This window comes from Ruegeria sp. S84, assembly GCF_056583445.1.
In genome coordinates, this window is the sequence record NZ_CM152618.1 from 1,175,473 (window position 1) to 1,193,922 (window position 18,450).

At 55.9% G+C, this 18,450-nt stretch carries 16 protein-coding genes; 10 read left to right on the forward strand and 6 right to left on the reverse strand.

Features of this window, described 5'->3' with window-relative positions; genetic code table 11:
• Nucleotide 1: 1 nt before the first annotated feature.
• From grxD to AC1DFB_RS05955, 6 genes are all read right to left on the reverse strand, one after another.
• Complete coding sequence (gene grxD, locus AC1DFB_RS05930) at nt 2–364, reverse strand: Grx4 family monothiol glutaredoxin (RefSeq protein WP_170393181.1); 363 nt, start codon at nt 362–364, stop codon at nt 2–4.
• A complete protein-coding gene (locus tag AC1DFB_RS05935; RefSeq protein WP_170393180.1) occupies nt 351–641 on the reverse strand; it encodes a hypothetical protein in 291 nt (96 codons plus the stop codon). Before AC1DFB_RS05935 ends, grxD begins: the two co-directional genes overlap by 14 nt.
• A gap of 43 nt (nt 642–684) precedes the next feature.
• A complete protein-coding gene (locus AC1DFB_RS05940; RefSeq protein WP_170393179.1) occupies nt 685–921 on the reverse strand; it encodes a BolA/IbaG family iron-sulfur metabolism protein in 237 nt (78 codons plus the stop codon).
• A 138-nt stretch (nt 922–1,059) separates the two neighbouring features.
• Nucleotides 1,060–3,219 (reverse strand): phosphoribosylformylglycinamidine synthase subunit PurL, encoded by a 2,160-nt coding sequence (purL, locus tag AC1DFB_RS05945; RefSeq protein WP_480922321.1) that lies wholly within the window; start codon nt 3,217–3,219, stop codon nt 1,060–1,062.
• A gap of 189 nt (nt 3,220–3,408) precedes the next feature.
• Nucleotides 3,409–5,655 (reverse strand): mechanosensitive ion channel family protein, encoded by a 2,247-nt coding sequence (locus tag AC1DFB_RS05950; protein WP_170393177.1) that lies wholly within the window; start codon nt 5,653–5,655, stop codon nt 3,409–3,411.
• 269 nt (nt 5,656–5,924) lie between these two features.
• Nucleotides 5,925–6,833, reverse strand: coding sequence for a LysR family transcriptional regulator (locus AC1DFB_RS05955; protein ID WP_170393176.1), 909 nt, complete (start codon nt 6,831–6,833; stop codon nt 5,925–5,927).
• Nucleotides 6,834–7,002: 169 nt separating this feature from the next.
• On the opposite strand from AC1DFB_RS05955, the gene AC1DFB_RS05960 reads away from it, so the two are divergent.
• The 10 genes from AC1DFB_RS05960 to AC1DFB_RS06005 all read left to right on the forward strand — a co-directional run bounded on the left by AC1DFB_RS05960 (nt 7,003) and on the right by AC1DFB_RS06005 (nt 18,443).
• A complete protein-coding gene (locus AC1DFB_RS05960) occupies nt 7,003–10,422 on the forward strand; it encodes an indolepyruvate ferredoxin oxidoreductase family protein (protein WP_480922322.1) in 3,420 nt (1,139 codons plus the stop codon).
• Between the two features lie 78 nt (nt 10,423–10,500).
• Nucleotides 10,501–11,379 (forward strand): lysophospholipid acyltransferase family protein, encoded by an 879-nt coding sequence (locus AC1DFB_RS05965; RefSeq protein ID WP_170405553.1) that lies wholly within the window; start codon nt 10,501–10,503, stop codon nt 11,377–11,379.
• Nucleotides 11,380–11,387: 8 nt separating this feature from the next.
• Complete coding sequence (gene murI, locus AC1DFB_RS05970) at nt 11,388–12,197, forward strand: glutamate racemase (RefSeq protein ID WP_480922323.1); 810 nt, start codon at nt 11,388–11,390, stop codon at nt 12,195–12,197.
• Nucleotides 12,198–12,291: 94 nt separating this feature from the next.
• Nucleotides 12,292–13,320, forward strand: coding sequence for an N-acetyl-gamma-glutamyl-phosphate reductase (gene argC, locus AC1DFB_RS05975; protein ID WP_170610496.1), 1,029 nt, complete (start codon nt 12,292–12,294; stop codon nt 13,318–13,320).
• Between the two features lie 7 nt (nt 13,321–13,327).
• Complete coding sequence (gene ccmE, locus AC1DFB_RS05980; RefSeq protein WP_480922324.1) at nt 13,328–13,774, forward strand: cytochrome c maturation protein CcmE; 447 nt, start codon at nt 13,328–13,330, stop codon at nt 13,772–13,774.
• A 147-nt stretch (nt 13,775–13,921) separates the two neighbouring features.
• Complete coding sequence (locus AC1DFB_RS05985; protein ID WP_480922325.1) at nt 13,922–14,533, forward strand: holin-associated N-acetylmuramidase; 612 nt, start codon at nt 13,922–13,924, stop codon at nt 14,531–14,533.
• Nucleotides 14,524–15,102 (forward strand): holin family protein, encoded by a 579-nt coding sequence (locus tag AC1DFB_RS05990; RefSeq protein ID WP_480922326.1) that lies wholly within the window; start codon nt 14,524–14,526, stop codon nt 15,100–15,102. The genes AC1DFB_RS05985 and AC1DFB_RS05990 overlap by 10 nt, the downstream gene beginning before the upstream one ends.
• Before the next feature lie 74 nt (nt 15,103–15,176).
• Nucleotides 15,177–17,141, forward strand: coding sequence for a heme lyase CcmF/NrfE family subunit (locus AC1DFB_RS05995; protein ID WP_480922591.1), 1,965 nt, complete (start codon nt 15,177–15,179; stop codon nt 17,139–17,141).
• On the forward strand, nt 17,138–17,593 hold the full coding sequence (locus AC1DFB_RS06000) for a cytochrome c-type biogenesis protein (protein ID WP_480922327.1): 456 nt from the start codon (nt 17,138–17,140) through the stop codon (nt 17,591–17,593). Before AC1DFB_RS05995 ends, AC1DFB_RS06000 begins: the two co-directional genes overlap by 4 nt.
• Before the next feature lie 73 nt (nt 17,594–17,666).
• Nucleotides 17,667–18,443 (forward strand): enoyl-CoA hydratase-related protein, encoded by a 777-nt coding sequence (locus AC1DFB_RS06005; RefSeq protein ID WP_170393167.1) that lies wholly within the window; start codon nt 17,667–17,669, stop codon nt 18,441–18,443.
• Nucleotides 18,444–18,450: the final 7 nt, after the last annotated feature.

Here is an 18,450-nt window from a genome sequence, read left to right on the forward strand (position 1 = left end):
CTTACGCGTTTGCTTCGCGGATTTTGTCCGCTGCGTCTTTGTTGTAGCCCACACTGTTTTCATCGAACAGTGTGTCTAGCTCACCCGAAAGCGTCATTTCAGTGATAATGTCGCAACCGCCGACAAACTCGCCTTTGACATAAAGCTGAGGCACGGTTGGCCAGTCGGAGTAGTCCTTGATGCCCTGGCGCACAGCTTCGTCAGCCAGAACGTTCACATCGGTGTATTCGACACCCATGTAATTCAGAACACCGGCCACCCGGGATGAGAACCCGCACTGCGGCATCTCTTTGGTGCCTTTCATGTAAAGCACCACATCGTTGGCTTTGACGGTTTCGTCGATCTGGGTCTTAACGTCGCTCATCTTGCTTTTCCTTTTCATCCGCTTGCGCGGCGGTCGTTCGGTTATCGGGCAGTTCAGGTGCCCATCCTTCTTCTTCAAGCCGCCGGTGTTCTGCTTGTGCAAGCGTCACCGGATCAAGCCCGTATCGTTCAATTCCCCCAACCTTGCTAAGCGTATCGGGGTCAGGGCGCATATCCGACAGTTTTCGTTTTCTGTTGCGTTTGACATAGGCTTCGATGAGGGCGGCGACAACTATCAATGCACCAAGAAGAGATATCCAAAAGGGCCAGCCACTCATCTTTTCAAAGCCACTTAGGCGCTTTTTTGAAAGTAGTTCTGTGTCATTCAGGTACCTTCGTCGTCAACGCCAGCGCGTGCAATTCCCCATCAGATCCATCCATCTTGCCTTTCAGCGCGGCGTAAACCGCACGCTGTTGCTGAACGCGGTTTTTGCCGCGAAAGCTTTCGTCCACGACCATGGCGGACATGTGCACGCCATCGCTGCCACCAACCTGAATTTCCGCATTGGGAAAGCTTTCGCGCAGCAGGGTTTCAATCTCGTGGGCGCTCATCGGCATGTAGGTTCACTCCTGTAGGTCTTTCCCAAGATGTAGAGTGATGGGAGCGGGCGTGCAAGATGTCGAGCATTTTTCAGATACGCGAATCCCGCGCCTATGGAAGACGCGGGAATTCTGGAATTCGGAAGAGACGATTGATCAGGCGACCGCGGCGGCAAAGCTCTGGCGGAAGGTCTCGGTCAGTTCTGCCAAAGGAGCTTCGGAATTGCCGATCTTCACGCTGTCACCGGTAAACCGGCCAACCGAGACCAGCGGGACACCGGCCTGACCGGCAGCGATCATCAGCGCCTCGGCTTGATCGAAGTTGCACGCCACAAGATAACGGGCCTGGTCTTCGCCGAATAGGAACTCGGACGACGCATCATCCAGGCAAACCCCTACGCCTGCAGCTTCAGCAAGTTCAAACGCTGCCAGTGCAAGGCCGCCATCGCTAAGATCAGTACATGCTTTGATCATCTCGCGATTGGCGCGGATGAATTCCCCGTTGCGCGCCTCTGCAGCCAGATCAACATGCGGCGCGTCTCCGTCCTCGCGGTTGAATACCTCGGCCAGCAGGGCGGACTGACCCATATGGCCGTTGGTTTCGCCGATGACCAGCGCAACATGGCCATCCCGAACCTCGTTTCCGATGATCTCGTCGCTATGAGCAAGAAGACCAACCGCGCCAATGGTGGGGGTTGGCAGGATCGCCTGGCCGTCAGTCTCGTTATAAAGCGAGACGTTGCCCGACACGATGGGCATATCCAGCGCACCAACGGCGGCACCGATACCTTGGATCGCGCCGACGAACTGACCCATGATCTCGGGCTTTTCGGGGTTCCCGAAGTTCAGGTTGTCTGTGGTGGCAAGTGGTTTGGCCCCCACGGCGGTCAGGTTGCGATAGGCCTCGGCCACCGCTTGTTTGCCGCCTTCCACCGGGTTTGCACGGACATAGCGCGGGGTTACGTCGCTGGTAAAGGCTAGCACCTTGTCAGTGCCATGTACGCGGACCATGCCAGCGCCCAGACCCGGCGTGCGAGTTGAATCCGCCATGACCATGGTGTCGTATTGCTCATAGACCCATTGTTTGCCTGCGTAATTGGGTGAAGAGAGCAGGGCGCGCAGACCGTCGATCGGATCGATCTGTGGTACGTCTTCCAGTGGCGCGGACACAGGGGTCGGTTCCCACGGGCGGTCGTATTCAGGCGCGGTCGAGGACAGTTTAGACAGGACCAGATCGGCTTTGATCTCACCATTGTGCATGATCAGGAAACGGTCTTCGGCAATGGTTTCGCCTACGATGGCAAAATCGAGGTCCCATTTTTCGAACACGGCGCGGGCCTCGGCCTCAAGCTCAGGTTTGAGGACCATCAGCATCCGTTCCTGAGATTCCGACAGCATCATTTCATAGGCTGTCATGTTCTCTTCGCGCTGAGGTACGTTTTCCAGATCAAGGCGCACGCCAAGGCCGCCCTTATCGCCCATTTCCACGGCAGAACAGGTCAGGCCCGCTGCGCCCATGTCCTGGATCGAGATCACGGCACCGGTCTGCATCAGTTCCAGCGTTGCTTCCATCAGGCGCTTTTCGGTGAAGGGGTCGCCGACCTGAACGGTGGGGCGTTTTTCTTCGATGGTGTCATCGAATTCGGCCGATGCCATGGTTGCTCCGCCCACACCGTCACGACCGGTTTTTGCGCCCAGATAGACGACGGGCATCCCAACGCCCGAAGCGGCCGAGTAGAAAATCTTGTCACTGTCAGCCAGACCAGCGGCAAACGCGTTCACAAGGCAGTTGCCGTTATAGGCCGGGTGGAACCGAACTTCGCCACCCACGCAAGGCACACCGAAGCAGTTGCCGTAGCCGCCAATACCCTCGACCACTCCGTTCACCAATTGGCGCGTCTTATGGTGGCCTGGCTCGCCAAAGGACAGTGCGTTCATCGAGGCGATGGGCCGTGCGCCCATGGTAAAAACATCCCGCAGGATGCCGCCCACGCCGGTCGCCGCGCCCTGATAGGGTTCGATATACGAGGGGTGGTTGTGGCTTTCCATCTTGAACACCACGGCCTGACCGTCGCCGATATCGACGACACCCGCATTCTCGCCTGGGCCGCAGATAACCTGAGGGCCAGAGGTTGGAAGGGTGCGCAACCATTTCTTGGATGACTTATAAGAACAATGCTCGTTCCACATCGCTGAAAAGATGCCAAGCTCGGTAAAGGTCGGCTCACGCCCGATGATCTCAAGGATCATGTCGTATTCCTCGGGCTTGAGCCCATGTGCGGCAATCAGATCGGGTGTGATGGCGGGCTCTTGCATCTTCTGTCCTGTGTCCAAGTGGGCCGAGATTGCGGGCCTTTTAGGGCAATGGGCCGCTTGAGGAAAGAGCCAAACCCGCACAGGGGTCATCGTGCAATAAAAAACGGAACCGGCCATAAGACCGGTTCCGATTTCAGAGGCGTGCTGATTTGGTTCAGCCAGCGGCTGAAACGTGTCGAAGCCTAAGTGTCAGGCGGGGTTTTGCCCTTTGTTGACCGCATCTGCGGCGGCTGCGCCGGCGGCAGCTTTTTGTTCTTCAGTTATGTTCTCAGCCTCATCCAACCCCGGGATGGCGACGCGCACCTCGCGGCGGGCGAAGTCGATACCATTTGCGTTGAATTCGGCCTTCACACGGTTAAAGATTTCCTTACGCAATGTGAATTGCTTACCGGGCTTGGCCATGAACTTGCCTCGGATGATCATACCGACATCGTCGAAGTCGAACACACCCTGAGATTTGAAGGGTTGCAGGAAGCCATCTTTGTGAACCTCGTCCTGCATCATCTCGGCACCGATCTTCTTGAAGATCTTCTTGACCTTGTTGGGGTCGGTGTCGAACGGCACAGTAAATTTCAACTTCATGATCACCCAGTCACGGCTGAAGTTGGTGAGCTTTTGAATCTCGCCATAAGGTATAGTGTGGACTGGACCACGATGGTGGCGAAGCTGCATTGAGCGGATCGAAATTTTCTCGACCGTTCCCATGGTCCCGCCGACATCGACATATTCGCCGACGCGGAAGGCGTCATCGATCAGGAAGAAGATGCCGCCTACGATATCGGCCACCAGTTTCTGCGCACCAAAGCCGATGGCCAGACCCAAAACACCAGCACCAGCCAGCAGCGGCGTGATGTTGATGCCCAAGGCGCTCAGGGCCAGTAGGCCGAAGATCACCGAGATGGTGACTTGTGCGGTAATCCGCAACAAGGGCAGGACGGTCGCCAGACGCGAACCACCTGCGCCGCCACCTTCTCCGCCGGCTTCTTCATCCAGCTCCTCGGCCGCTGTCTGTTCCTTGGCCAGACGACGGTTAATCCACAGCGAGACGATCTCGTTCAGGATGTAGCCGACAGCGATGATCAGCAGGAACTCGATGATTGCGCCGCCAACTTCGGCACCGATTCCTGCGGACGCAACATGGCGCAGATCTAGCTGCCAAACACGGGAAATCATGAAGACGACGAAGAGGCCAGCAATCACCCGACCGATGCGAATATAGCTGCGCTTGGCCGATCGATAGGCGCGTTCTGCTAATGGCCCTTCGCCCGACATTGGCGGCTGCAGGTGACGCACCAAACCACGTATCAATGTATCAAGTGCAGGTGCAATCAACAGCCAGAACATGGTTGTGAAATGCGCTCCACCGGACAGCACGCGGATCAGCGCCGGGTTGCGTTGTGCCACCAGGAACTCGACCAGCAGCCAAATCACGACAGAAACGCCGATTGCAAAATACGGGTAATACCGCGCGACTTCTTCGTCGAACTTGGTGTGGTCCGGGTCGGTACCCAGCATCATCTGTGACAAACCTTCGCGCGCTGTCCAGGCGATTATGCCAATATAGACGTGGATTGCTGCGTTCAGCCAGAAACCGATGCGCGTCTGATCGCCGGTAACCCCGTTCAGCGCATTGAACCTTAGTACGAACAAGGTAAAGCCGATCAGGATCAGCAGACCGATCAGGTTGCGATGCAGGTATTTTGCCCAGTGGTCGTCAATGTTTACCAATCGGAATTGTGGCTTTTGCGGCGCAAGAACAAAGCGCGAGACTGCTGCCCCCAGACGCGGCACCCAGATTAGGTAGAATACAAATGGGGCTGCATAGATGATCTGCTCGGGGCTCAGCAATCCTCGGCCAATCGCCCGAATGACGACGTAGAATACGATAAGCCCTGCAATTTCGCGGCAAAATCGGCGGAACAGGTAGTTCACAGCGCCTCTGAGATCAGCGTCACCCGAGGGCTCGGTTGCCTCATGCCAGCGGCGGGTCAGGAAAATGAATAGCTTCTCAGCAATGAAGCCGACTATCAGGACCGAGAGCACCAGCCCCATTAGCGTCAGAACACCAGCGCCCCCCAATTTGTCAGAGAAATTGCTAAATGCAGTGATTTGCGCACTGATGATATTGGGAACTGTGGTCAGAACATGTGTCCAGGATGCGACCATTTCTGCCCAGATCTCATTGAGCTCGGTCAGCGGGTCTTCCTGACCTTCCTTTTCCGCCGCTTGCTTTTCGGCGACAGCGTCAAGGCGTTCCAGAAGGATCGCCCGTACTTGGTCGTCAGACATGCGCGCAACCAGATCATCAACCTGTTCTGGCGTCAAATCTTCGGGAATTTCAACTGTAGCGGTTGTGCTTGTGTCTTGTGCATGAAGTGGCACGGCCAGGAACAAGACTGAAATCATCGCCAACAATAGGCGGAATGAGTGGAACATGAATTAGCCCTCGAACACGAAATTTAGGTGTTTTTTCGGGATCATAGGCCTACGCGTTGGATTTTCCCAGTGCTTTCCACTGAATTGCATCAGCCTCGCGCAAAAAAAAGGCCGAGCACTAAGCTCGGCCGTAGTCCAACAGGGAGGTATGAAGATGATGAGCGTTTCAGCATCACCGCCTTCATGTGCTCATTTAGGGATCAGTTTATTAACGATCAAGGTCTATTAGCAGACCCCGGCGTCATGCCCGCTATGCTCTGAGTGCATGGCTATAGCTTGCCCAATTGCCTTAGCTGTTTGCGATGGGCGATTATCTCATCCTGCACAAAGTCCCGGAATGCCGCTATCCGTTTGGAATGACGCAATTCTTCGGGGTAGGCGAGGTAAACCGGCACATCAGCACTTTCGATGTCTGACATGACGGGGACCAGATCCGGGAAGTCCTCTGTCACATAATCAGGAAGTACTCCGATACCCAGATCATGCAGCACGCCCTGAAGAACGCCGAAATAGTTGTTCACGGTTAGCAACGAGCCGGGATTGTATGTCATAAGGTGACGAACCATCGACGCGCTTGCCCCAACCTGAGGAGCTGCAGGCGTTTGGCAGATCAATCGGTGCTTGGAAATGTCTTCCAGCGTTTCAGGCGCCCCACCATGAGCATCCAAATAGCTGCGCGTTGCATAGAGCAGCATCTGCACAGTCATCAGACGTTTGCGCACGAGATCGGCCTGGCTGGGCTCTTTCATGCGGATGGCCACATCGGCTTCACGCATTGGCAGATCCAATACCCGTTCTTCAAGCATGAGGTCGATATTGAGGTCGGGATACTGTTCATAGAGCTTCGGTAAGCGCGGGGCGAGCCACAGCGTGCCGAACCCGAAGGTGGTGGTCACCCTCAGTACGCCAAATACCTCATCTTCACTATCCCGGATACGCGCTGCAGCGGCATCCAGACGTTTCAGCATAGCTGTCGTAGCATCGAACAACAATTCGCCTTGTTCTGTCAGAATCAGGCCGCGTGCATGGCGGTGGAACAAGGTTGCATCGAGTGATTCTTCAAGCGCGCGGATCTGACGGCTCACCGCGGATTGAGATAAATTGAGCTTGTCTCCCGCGTGTGTGAGGCTGCCAGCGTCTGCAACCGCGTGAAATATTCTGAGCTTGTCCCAATCCATCGCCGCAACTTTCGTTATCCTCGCGCAGCCCTATATGAAACAGGTAACAAATTCCACAATGAAACCCGGAAATCGTTACGGAATAGAGTAAAATCACTATACAGGTCAGTATTTATGACCTAATATGCACGAGAATAAAGCACACTAATCCGACGAGGGGAGACGTCAGATGAGTCAGCCGAAAATTTCACTCAACGACCGGTTCGACCTGTCCAAAAGCCCGGTTCTTCTGAACGGCACGCAGGCACTGGTGCGTTTGATGCTGATGCAAAAAGTACGAGACACTGCGGCGGGATTGAACACAGCAGGTCTGGTCACAGGCTATCGGGGGTCTCCGCTTGGGGCTGTAGACCTTCAGATGTCTCGTGCAGAAAAGCAACTTGCCGAAAAGGATGTCACCTTTCAATTCGGATTGAACGAAGATCTGGCTGCAACCGCATTGTGGGGCAGCCAACAGGCGGGGCTGCGTGGCGACGGAAAATTCGATGGTGTTTTTGGGCTCTGGTATGGCAAGGGGCCGGGCGTAGATCGATCCGGTGATGTGATGCGCCATGCCAATATGGCGGGCACGGCGCAACATGGCGGTGTATTGATGGCCATGGGCGATGATCACACGGGTGAAAGCTCGACCGTTTTACATCAGTCGGAATGGTCACTGGTGGACATGTATATGCCCGTGGTCAGCCCGGCAGGTGTGCAAGAAATCCTGGACTATGGCATCTATGGATTTGCGCTCAGCCGCTTCGCCGGGGTCTGGGTCGGGCTGAAAACGATGAAAGACACGATCGAAGTGACTTCCGTCGTAGATGGCCGCCCTGACCGAATGCAGCTGGTCACCCCTCAATTCGATATGCCAGAGGGTGGGCTGAATATTCGACTGGGTGATACGCCGCATCTGCAGGAAGCGCGCGTAATCGACCACAAGCGCTTTGCGGCAGAGGTCTTTTCGCACGCCAACAAGCTAGACAAGAGGATCTGGGGGAAACCGGGCGCCAAGATTGGGTTTGTGGCGGCGGGTAAGAACTGGCTTGATCTGACTCATGCCATGTCGCTGCTGAACATCAACGCGGATGAGGCCGAACGGCTAGGCATTACCACCTATAAGATCGGTCAAACTTTCCCTTTGGATATGAAGGGCTTCCACGATTGGGCTGAGGGGCTGGACCTGATCGTGATCGTCGAGGAAAAGCGCAAGCTGATCGAAGTTCAGGTCAAAGAGGCGATCTTTGACGACCGTCGTGGGCGCCGTGTTTATGGCTGGTACAAAGGCGGCGCGGGGACGCTGCACCGCGAAGAACTGTTTCCGACCCGAGGAGCGCTCGACCCGATCATGATTGCCGAGAAGCTGGGTGAGATCCTGATCGAAGAGGGGCGGGATACAGATGGCGTTCGTGCCGGACTGGAGGCGCTGTCCGAAGCGCGCCGGGCTGACAATGCGCAGGAAATCGCGGCGCGTTTACCATACTTTTGTTCAGGATGTCCGCATAACAGTTCAACCAAGCTGCCTGATGGCAGCCGAGCCTATGCCGGGATTGGCTGTCACTACATGGTGCAGTGGATGGATCGCGAAACCACCGGTTTCACCCAGATGGGCGGCGAAGGGGCGAACTGGATTGGCGAGGCTCCGTTTTCGACCACACAACATGTTTTCCAAAACCTCGGCGATGGCACCTATAACCATTCCGGCGTGCAGGCGATCCGGGCGGCACTGGCTGCGGGCACAAATATCACCTTTAAGATCCTCTATAACGACGCCGTTGCGATGACCGGAGGTCAGGAGAACGAAGGTGGGCTAAGTGCCGAACGCATCGTCGCCGAGGTCCGCGCGATGGGAGTCAGCAACGTTGCTGTCGTTTACGACGAAAAAGAAGATGTGAATTTTGGTGCGTTGCCTTCGGGCGTTGAGACGTTCGAGCGTTCAAAACTGATGCAGGTTCAGGAAAAATTCCGCGAAATCGAGGGCGTATCGGTCATTGTTTATGTCCAGACCTGCGCAGCTGAAAAGCGCAGGAGACGCAAGCGCGGCACGTTCCCCGACCTCGATAAGCGAGTGTTCATAAATACTGATATCTGTGAGGGTTGCGGAGATTGCGGCGTTCAGTCGAACTGTGTTTCCATCGTACCGAAAGAGACCGAACTTGGCCGCAAGCGTGCGATTGATCAGTCAAGCTGCAACAAGGATTTTTCCTGCTTGAACGGGTTCTGCCCGTCTTTTGTAACCGTTGAAGGGGCGAAAATCCGCAAAGAGGCGACGACCGACCTCGACTTGCCCGACCTACCGGACCCCGTTTTGCCACAGATTAACGGCACCCATAATGTCGTGATCACCGGCGTTGGTGGCACAGGCGTTGTCACCATCGGGGCGGTTCTGGCGCAAGCCGCACAAATCGACGGCAAGGGTGCCGGTATGATGGAAATGGCCGGCCTCGCACAGAAGGGCGGCGCCGTACATATCCATTGCCGTCTGGCCAACCGGCCCGATGATATCAGCGCGATTCGTGTTGCCACTGGCGAGGCGCATGCGCTGATTGGCGGTGATCTGGTGGTATCGGCAGGAGCCAAGACGCTTGGCCTCACGCAAACCGGCCAGACCGGCGCCGTTGTGAACAGTCATGAGATTATCACCGGTGACTTCACGCGCGATACAGAATTCACAATCCCCAGCGATCAATTGCAGCTTGCGCTGCAGGCGCGGTTGAAAGATGGGGTGGCCCTTTTCGATGCCACCGATCTGGCGCGAGCCGTGATGGGCGACTCGATCTATTCCAATATGATGGTCTTTGGCGCAGCCTGGCAGCGTGGTCTGCTACCGATCAGTCACCAAGCGATAATGGGTGCTATTGAGTTGAACGGTGCGGCGGTCGAGCGCAACAAACGCGCCTTTGAAGTTGGTCGCTGGGCGGTGACCCACCCCGACGACGTGGCCAATATTTTGCACCCCAACGTGGCAGAGTTGCCAAAGACCCTCGATCAAGTGATCGATTTCCGCGCTGCGCACCTGATCGACTATCAGAACAAGCGGTTGGCGAAACGTTATCGCAAGCTGGTCGACAGCGTCGAAGATCAACACGTTCGTGAGGCTATTGCCAAAGGCTACCATAAGCTTTTGTCATATAAGGATGAATATGAAGTCGCCCGATTGCTGCTCGACAGTCGCAAGAAGGCGGAGGCCGAGTTTGATGGTGACTTTAAGATGACCTTCCATCTTGCGCCGCCAACCCTGGGGACGAAGGGCGACAACGGACGCCCGGCCAAGAAAGCGTTCGGAGAGTGGTTTCTTGGTCCGTTGAAGGTTCTAGCCAAGCTGAAAGGTTTGCGCGGCACTCCGCTGGATATCTTTGGCTACACGACAGAGCGCAAAATGGAGCGTGCTCTGATCCGCCAGTATGAAAAGGACATGAAAGAGGTTTTGCCCAGCCTGACACCCGAAACCAGTGATGCGATCGCGGCCCTTGCGGCTCTGCCATTGGACATTCGTGGTTTCGGTCCGGTTTTGGTCGCGAATGAAGCCAAGGCTGCGAAACGCCGCGAGGAATTGTTGGCTGTTATTCGCGATGGCGGGCCTCAGATGAAAGCTGCGGCAGAGTGAGGCTTTACAAGCTTGTCATCAAACCTATGCAAAATGGCTACCCGGCCTTATCTAAGCGGCAGCAAACCGGAGTAGCCAATGCCCTCGCGCCATCACGTCGCTCGTGACATCTCTTACGCCCATTCCGCAGAAACGCGGAGCGGGCGTATAGTGATTAAGCTGATGGAAAACACGACCGGTCGTCTGCGTCTTATCCGCCGCGCTGAGGGGTATGAGCAGGAGGTCGCACAGGGGCGTGATTTTTGGTCCGTAATGGTGGATCGATATGGGCTGACATTAGACGTGGTGGGCGGTGCGTTGTCGAACATCCCAAAAGATGGGCCATTGATCCTGATTGCGAACCATCCTTATGGCATTCTAGACGGGCTAATGATGGGAAACATCCTGTCTCAGACTCGGACAGACTTTCGCATTCTCGCCAATCATGTTTTTCGCAAAGCTGAAGACCTGAACAGCATCGTGCTGCCAATTTCGTTTGATGCCACAAAAGATGCGATGAAGCTGAATCTTGCGACCCGCAAAACCGCTCTGAACTACCTAAGCGATGGTGGTGCAATCGGGATCTTCCCGGGTGGCACAGTCAGCACTGCGGCCAAGCCATTTTCTCATCCGATGGATCCAGGGTGGCGCGGATTTACAGCGCGGATGGTTGCCAAATCCAATGCGACCGTTGTGCCGGTTTTCTTCGATGGTCACACCTCGCGTTTGTTCCAGATTGCCAGCCATCTGCACAACACTCTGCGGATGGGGTTGCTGATCAAAGAGTTCAAGAAACGTGTCGATACCCCCGTCCGCGTGGTTGTAGGAGACCCCATTGGGCGCGACATTCTGGACCCGCTGGGCAAGGATACGCGCAAGATGATGGATTTCCTGCGCAAAGCCACGTATGAGCTGTCTCCAGAGCCATTGAAGTCTTATGACTATGGCTATGAATTCGAGGAACGGCATCGCGCCTGAAGGGGCAAATGGCAGTAGGTATCTTTGATTCCGGATTGGGTGGTTTGACCGTCCTGAACGCCGCGCAGAAACGTCTGCCCGACGTTGATTTTCTTTATTTCGCGGACAGCGCGCATGCGCCTTATGGTGTGCGCGATGCCGAGGATATCTTTAACCTGACACGAAACGCTGTGCAGGACCTTTGGGCTCGCGGCTGCAATCTGGTGATTCTGGCCTGCAATACCGCAAGCGCCGCCGCCCTGCGTCGGATGCAAGAAGCGGGCGTGCCAGAAGGAAAGCGTGTACTGGGCGTATTTGTGCCTTTGATTGAGGCGCTGACTGAACGGCAATGGGGCGACAACTCTCCACCGCGTGAGGTTCAGGTGCAGCATGTTGCGCTGTTTGCGACGCCCGCGACAGTGTCGAGCCGTGCGTTTCAGCGGGAGCTGGCGTTTCGGGCGATAGGGGTTGATGTCGAGGCGCAAGCCTGCGGCGGGGTTGTGGACGCCATCGAAGAGGGCGACATGATCTTGGCCGAGGCTTTGGTACGCAGCCATGTGGATGCTCTGAAGCGCAAGATGCCGGAACCGCAAGCAGCCATTCTGGGCTGTACGCATTACCCGCTGATGGCAGAGACGTTTCAGCAGGCGCTCGGACCGGATGTGAAAGTCTATAGCCAGGGTGATCTGGTTGCGGAAAGCCTTGCAGACTACTTGCAACGGCATCCGAATATGCTGGGTGAGGGCACTGATGGCTTCCTGACAACGGGTAAGCCGGGCGTTGTGACGGATCGCGCGACTCAGTTCCTCCGACGACAAATCACCTTTGAAGCCGCCTGACCTAGGTCAAGGACGGCGCTTTTCCGATTCCGTAATTCGTTGACCGTCACAGCGGCGGTCACCCCATGTGACACATGAATGAAAGAGGTCTGACATGACCCACAAAATCGCAATTCTTGGCGCTTCTGGTTACACCGGCGCGGAACTCGTGCGGCTGATCGCCGGGCATCCGAGTATGGAAATCAAATCTCTGGCCGCCGAGCGGAAGGCTGGACAGACAATGGCGCAGGTATTTCCGCATCTGCGCCATATGGATTTGCCGGTGCTTTGCAAGATTTCCGAGATCGACTTTAGCCAAATCGACCTGTGTTTCTGCGCTCTGCCGCACAAGACTAGTCAGGAAGTCATTCGCGAACTGCCCAACACCTTGAAAATTGTTGACCTGTCAGCAGATTTTCGACTTCGCGATGGCGACGAATACAAGAAGTGGTATGGGAATTCACATGCCGCGCTTGGGCATCAGGAAGAGGCGGTTTATGGTCTGACCGAGTTCTACCGTGACGAAATCCGCGGCGCTCGGCTGGTTGCCGGGACCGGATGCAATGCCGCGACGGGTCAGTATGTGCTGCGTCCGCTGATTTCGGCGGGTGTGATTGATCTGGATGACATCATTCTGGACCTGAAATGCGCGGTCTCGGGCGCAGGTCGGGCGCTGAAAGAGAATCTATTGCACGCAGAACTCAGTGAAGGGGCGAACGCATATGCCGTTGGCGGGACGCACCGGCATCTGGGCGAGTTTGATCAGGAGTTTTCGGAACTGGCTGGACGGACGGTGCATGTGCAGTTCACACCGCACCTGATCCCGGCCAACCGGGGTATTCTGGCCACAACCTATGTAAAGGGCGACCCGCAGAGCGTGTATGAGACACTTCAATCGGCCTATGAAGCCGAGCCCTTCATTGAGATGCTGCCATTTGGCGAGACGCCCTCAACCCACCATGTGCGGGGGTCGAACTTCTGCCATATCGGTGTCGTTGGAGATCGGATCGAACGCCGTGCAATCGTGGTGGCAGCATTGGATAACCTGACAAAAGGTAGCAGTGGGCAAGCCTTGCAGAACGCCAACCTGATGTTAGGTGAGGATGAAACCCTGGGTCTGATGATGGCCCCCTTGTTCCCGTGAGGACGGTATGAAAACGCTTAAGAAACGTCGTCGTGTACAAGTCATTCTAGTGGCTGTTGCGGCCCTGATACTGGCGACGGGTCTGATCGGATATGCGATGCGTGATGGCATCAACTTTTTCCGCTCACCCAGTCAGGTGATTGCAGAACCGCCGAAACCGACCGAGGTGTTCCGTATCGGTGGATTGGTCGAAGAAGGTTCGATCATTCGCGGGCAGGGTGAGACTGTGCATTTCGTCGTGACCGACGGCGGTGAAAGCGTAAAGGTCGCTTTTACCGGTGTTCTGCCTGATCTGTTCTCGGAAAATCAGGGTATGGTGGGCACCGGAAGTTATGTGAATGGAATCTTTGAAGCCACTGAAATCCTTGCGAAACACGATGAAACCTACATGCCCAAAGAGGTTGTGGACGCATTAAAAGAGCAAGGCGTTTATCAGGAATCAGGCGATAGCTGAATGCAGCATCGCTGAATGCCATTGGCGTTAAAATTTCTAAACAGAAGAAGCGGGGCGTTGCGTGCTAAGGTAGGCAGCGCCCTTTGTTTTGCAGTGGTGTTAACGAAATTGTCCGACCGTTTGCCAAAGTTTGGCATAGGGGTGACGATGTTGACGGCACGACAGATTGCAAAAGGGATCGTGGCGCGGGAAGGTGGTTTTGTGGATGACCCCGATGATCCCGGCGGTGCCACGAAATACGGGGTGACGATCCATACCATGCGCAGATTGGGTCTCGATCTGGACCGAGATGGTTCGGTGACGCAACAAGACGTGCGCATGCTTAGCAAAGCGCAGGCCGTCGATATTTTTCTGGAACACTATTTTGAGAAACCTCGCCTTCAGGTGCTGCCGGAAGCCGTACAGGCATCCGTGTTCGACATGTACGTCAATGCAGGAGCTCAAGCGGTGAAAATCCTGCAGAACCTGCTGCGGCAGATGGAGTATGACATTACGGTTGACGGGGTCATCGGCCCTCAGACTGCGCAGGCTAGCCGGGAGGCGGCTAGTCCAAAGCCTCTGGTGTTTCGTGATGCCTATGGGGTCGCAAGGCGAAACTATTACTTCCGTTTAGCAGACCGGCGGATCGCTCTTCGCAAATATGCCAGAACTCGCGCGGGCGGCAAAGGCGGATGGATCAAGCGTGCCGAAGAGTTTTTATCGCCCAAGTATCATCTTAGCGAGGACGCGTTTCAGAAAAGGGTTTCAGGATGGGTTTGATCTCGGGTTTGTTGGCGCTCTTGTTTGGCGGAGGTCGCAATGTGGTTCGCGAAACTGCGGAAGTGTTTCGCGAAAATGTAGAAAGCGGTGCCGAGCGTTCTGTCGAACTGCGCGGTGCGGCCATGGCGCAATTCGGCACTGAATTCCAAGCTCCAAGCAAAACCAGGTTTGATCGATTCATGGATGGGCTGAATCGCCTTCCGCGACCGGCGCTGGCTTTGGGAACATTGGGTTTGTTTCTGGCCGCCATGATCGATCCGCTGTGGTTCGCAGCACGTATGCAGGGAATTGCGCTGGTGCCAGAGCCACTGTGGTGGCTGTTAGGGGTGATCGTGTCGTTTTACTTTGGCGCGCGGCATCAGATCAAAGCGCAGGATTTTCAAAGAGAAATCAGCGCGACAATGCTGAGGGCGCCTGAGGTGATCGCCAATCGTGAAACGATCCGCGGGTTGCGCGATGACAGTCCGGGTGTCGCCGATACTGGCTCGGACGCATCGTTGGCCGAAGCAGTCAACCAGCCGGATTCGAACCCTGCATTGGAGGACTGGAAGCGACTACGAAAGACCTGAGGCGCGACATTATGTGCGGTGATCCGAGGCGAATGTGAATGGCACTTGCACCGGTGCCGCAGTATAAGCAGGCCATGATTACAGAACTCGGCCATTTCGCACTTATCTTAGCCTTCCTCGTTGCCATCGTCCAAACTGTGGTGCCGTTGATCGGGGCTGCCAACCGTTGGAACGGGTGGATGGTTTTCGCTGAACCGGCCGCCATCACGCAGTTCATTTTGGCCGCCTTTTCCTTTGGTGCGCTGGTCTGGGCGTTTACCACGTCTGACTTCTCGTTGCGGATCGTGGTCGAGAATAGCCATTCGGCAAAACCGATGCTCTACAAGATCACCGGGACCTGGGGAAACCATGAAGGTTCGATGCTGTTATGGGTCCTGATTGTAGCGATATTCGGCGCGATGGCCGCCATATTCGGCGCTGGCTTGCCTCCGACCTTAAAGGCGCGGGTGCTGGCCGTTCAGGCCGCGATCGGAGTGGCTTTCTATGCCTTTATCCTCTTCACATCGAACCCGTTTGACCGACTGCCTGTTCCTCCATTCGATGGACGGGACCTGAACCCGCTGCTGCAGGACCCCGGTTTGGCCTTCCATCCGCCATTCCTGTATCTGGGCTATGTCGGCCTCAGCATGGCGTTCAGTTTTGCCGTTGCTGCATTGATCGAGGGCCGGGTGGACGCGGCTTGGGGGCGTTGGGTACGGCCTTGGACATTGGCGGCTTGGGTCTTCCTGACGATCGGTATCGCGCTTGGATCCTGGTGGGCCTACTACGAATTGGGCTGGGGCGGGTTCTGGTTCTGGGATCCTGTTGAGAACGCCAGCTTTATGCCTTGGTTACTGGCGGCCGCTCTATTGCATTCCTCCATCGTGGTGGAAAAACGCGAGTCGTTGAAAAGCTGGACGATCTTGCTTGCGATTATCGCGTTTGGGTTTTCTCTGATCGGGACCTTTATCGTGAGATCGGGGCTGCTGACTTCGGTCCATGCTTTTGCCAATGATCCTGAGCGTGGCGTATTTATCCTGTTCATCCTGATCATCTTTACCGGCGGTGCGTTGACCCTGTTTGCTGCACGCGCGCAGGCGATGGAGGCGAAGGGTGTCTTCGGAATGGTCAGCCGCGAAAGTGCATTGGTTCTGAACAACATCTTGTTGGCAGTTAGCTGCTTTGTCGTGTTTTTTGGCACAATGTGGCCAATGGTGGCCGAGATGGCGTTCGATAGAAAACTCTCGGTGGGCGCGCCGTTCTTCAATGCGGCATTTACCCCATTCATGGTCGCCCTCGGAATCGTTCTTCCCGTCGGCGCAATGCTGCCGTGGAAGCGGGGCAAGCTAAGCCGGGCGGCGTGGTCTTTGCGCTATGCATTTGTGCTGGCGGTCACGATCGCGATACTGGTCTGGGTGATGCAGACCGGACGCAGCGCATTGGGACCCGTAGGTTTGTTCCTGGGGGCGTGGATCACCTTCGGCGCCATCGTCGATCTTTGGAGCCGCACTGGCCGCAAAGGCAGTTTTGGACGCCTGTTTCGACTGCCCGGCGCAGACTGGGGTAAGGCGGTGGCCCATAGTGGTTTGGGCGTCACCATGTTTGCCATCGCAGGCCTAACCGCTTGGGAAGTCGAGGATATTCGTGTCGCTCAACCGGGTCAGCCTTTTGAAGTGGGGCAGTTTACGTTGACGTTGCAAGATGTGCGTCAGGTACAGGGGCCGAACTATTTCTCAACCATGGCGGATGTGCTTGTTGAGAAGGACGGGCGCTATATCGCGACTCTTAACCCGGAAAAGCGCGACTACCCTGTGGCACGGATGCCGACAACTGAGGCTGCAATCGACTACCGCTTTCTGCGCGATCTATATGTTGTGATCGGGGATCAACAAGCTGATGGCGGCTGGGTGATGCGAACCTATATCAAACCTCTGGCCAACTGGATTTGGGGCGGATGTATCCTCATGGCTCTGGGCGGTGTGCTCAGCCTGTCGGATCGCCGTTTCCGTGTTGCAGCCGGTGCACGGAAAAGGCCTGCAAGCGGGGTTCCTGCCGAATGAAGCGCCTGTTTGTTATACTGCTGCTGATTGCATCCCCGATCATGGCTATTCAGCCGGATGAAGTGCTTGACGACCCGGCGCTCGAGACACGAGCACGGGATATCAGTACCGGTCTGCGCTGCTTGGTGTGCCGGAACGAAAGCATTGACGAAAGCAATGCCGAACTTGCGCGTGATCTGCGTTTCTTGGTGCGAGAACGTCTGGTTGCGGGGGATACTGATCAAGAGGTTGTGGACTTCATCGTTGATCGCTATGGCGAATATGTGCTGCTGAAACCTACCGCGACCGGCGCCAATCTGTTGTTATGGCTGTCGGCTCCTGTCATGCTGCTGATAGCGGCCGGCATGGGGTGGAACTTTTTGCGCAAGCGTGCGCAGCATCAGGAAGTAGCGCATTCAGAAGGCCTTAGTGAGGAAGAACAAGAGCGTCTGCGCCGAATTCTGGAAGACTGACGCGCGGTTCTTCTTTTCCTTTTTCCGCATTTGCGTCAGTGTTTTGCAGAACGCTGCGCAGCTGAGGTTTTGCATGGAATACGAAGCGGTCCTTCTGGACATTACTGATAATTTGGCGGTTTTGACATTGAACCGGCCGGATAAGATGAATGCGTTGACGACGCAGATGCGGGCCGAGATCACCTACGCAATGAAAGATGCCGCGCAACACGCTCGCGCGATCGTCCTGACCGGTGCTGGACCTGCCTTTTGTTCGGGGCAAGATCTTGGCGACGCGTCGAGCACAGGAAAGATCGACCTCGAACGCGCGCTTCGGGACGAATATGAACCGATGCTTGAGGCTGTCTATGATTGCCCCGTGCCAACAATAGCGGCTGTTAACGGGCCTGCAGCGGGGGCGGGGGCTAACCTGGCACTTTGTGCCGATGTGGTGATAGCAACCGAGAGTGCCTATTTCCTGCAAGCTTTCGCTCGGATCGGTCTGCTGCCTGATGCAGGCGGCACCTGGTTCATGCCGCGTCAGATGGGGTTTGCCAAAGCGATGGGTGCAGCGTTGTTTGCAGACAAGATCAGCGCGCGCCAGGCGGATGAATGGGGATTGATCTGGGAAGCGGTTGCAGATGATGAGTTCGACGCTCATTGGCGCAAGAGAGCTGCGTATTTGGCGAATGGCCCAACCTCTGGGTTTCGCGCGATCAAACAAGCGATCCGGGGAACTTACGATAGAACGTTACCTCAGCAACTTGCGGCCGAAGCCCACCTGCAGGGCGAATGCGGACGTACCCGAGACTTTGCCGAAGGCGTCGTAGCCTTTCTGGAAAAGCGCCCTGCGAAATTCGAAGGGCGCTGATCATTCG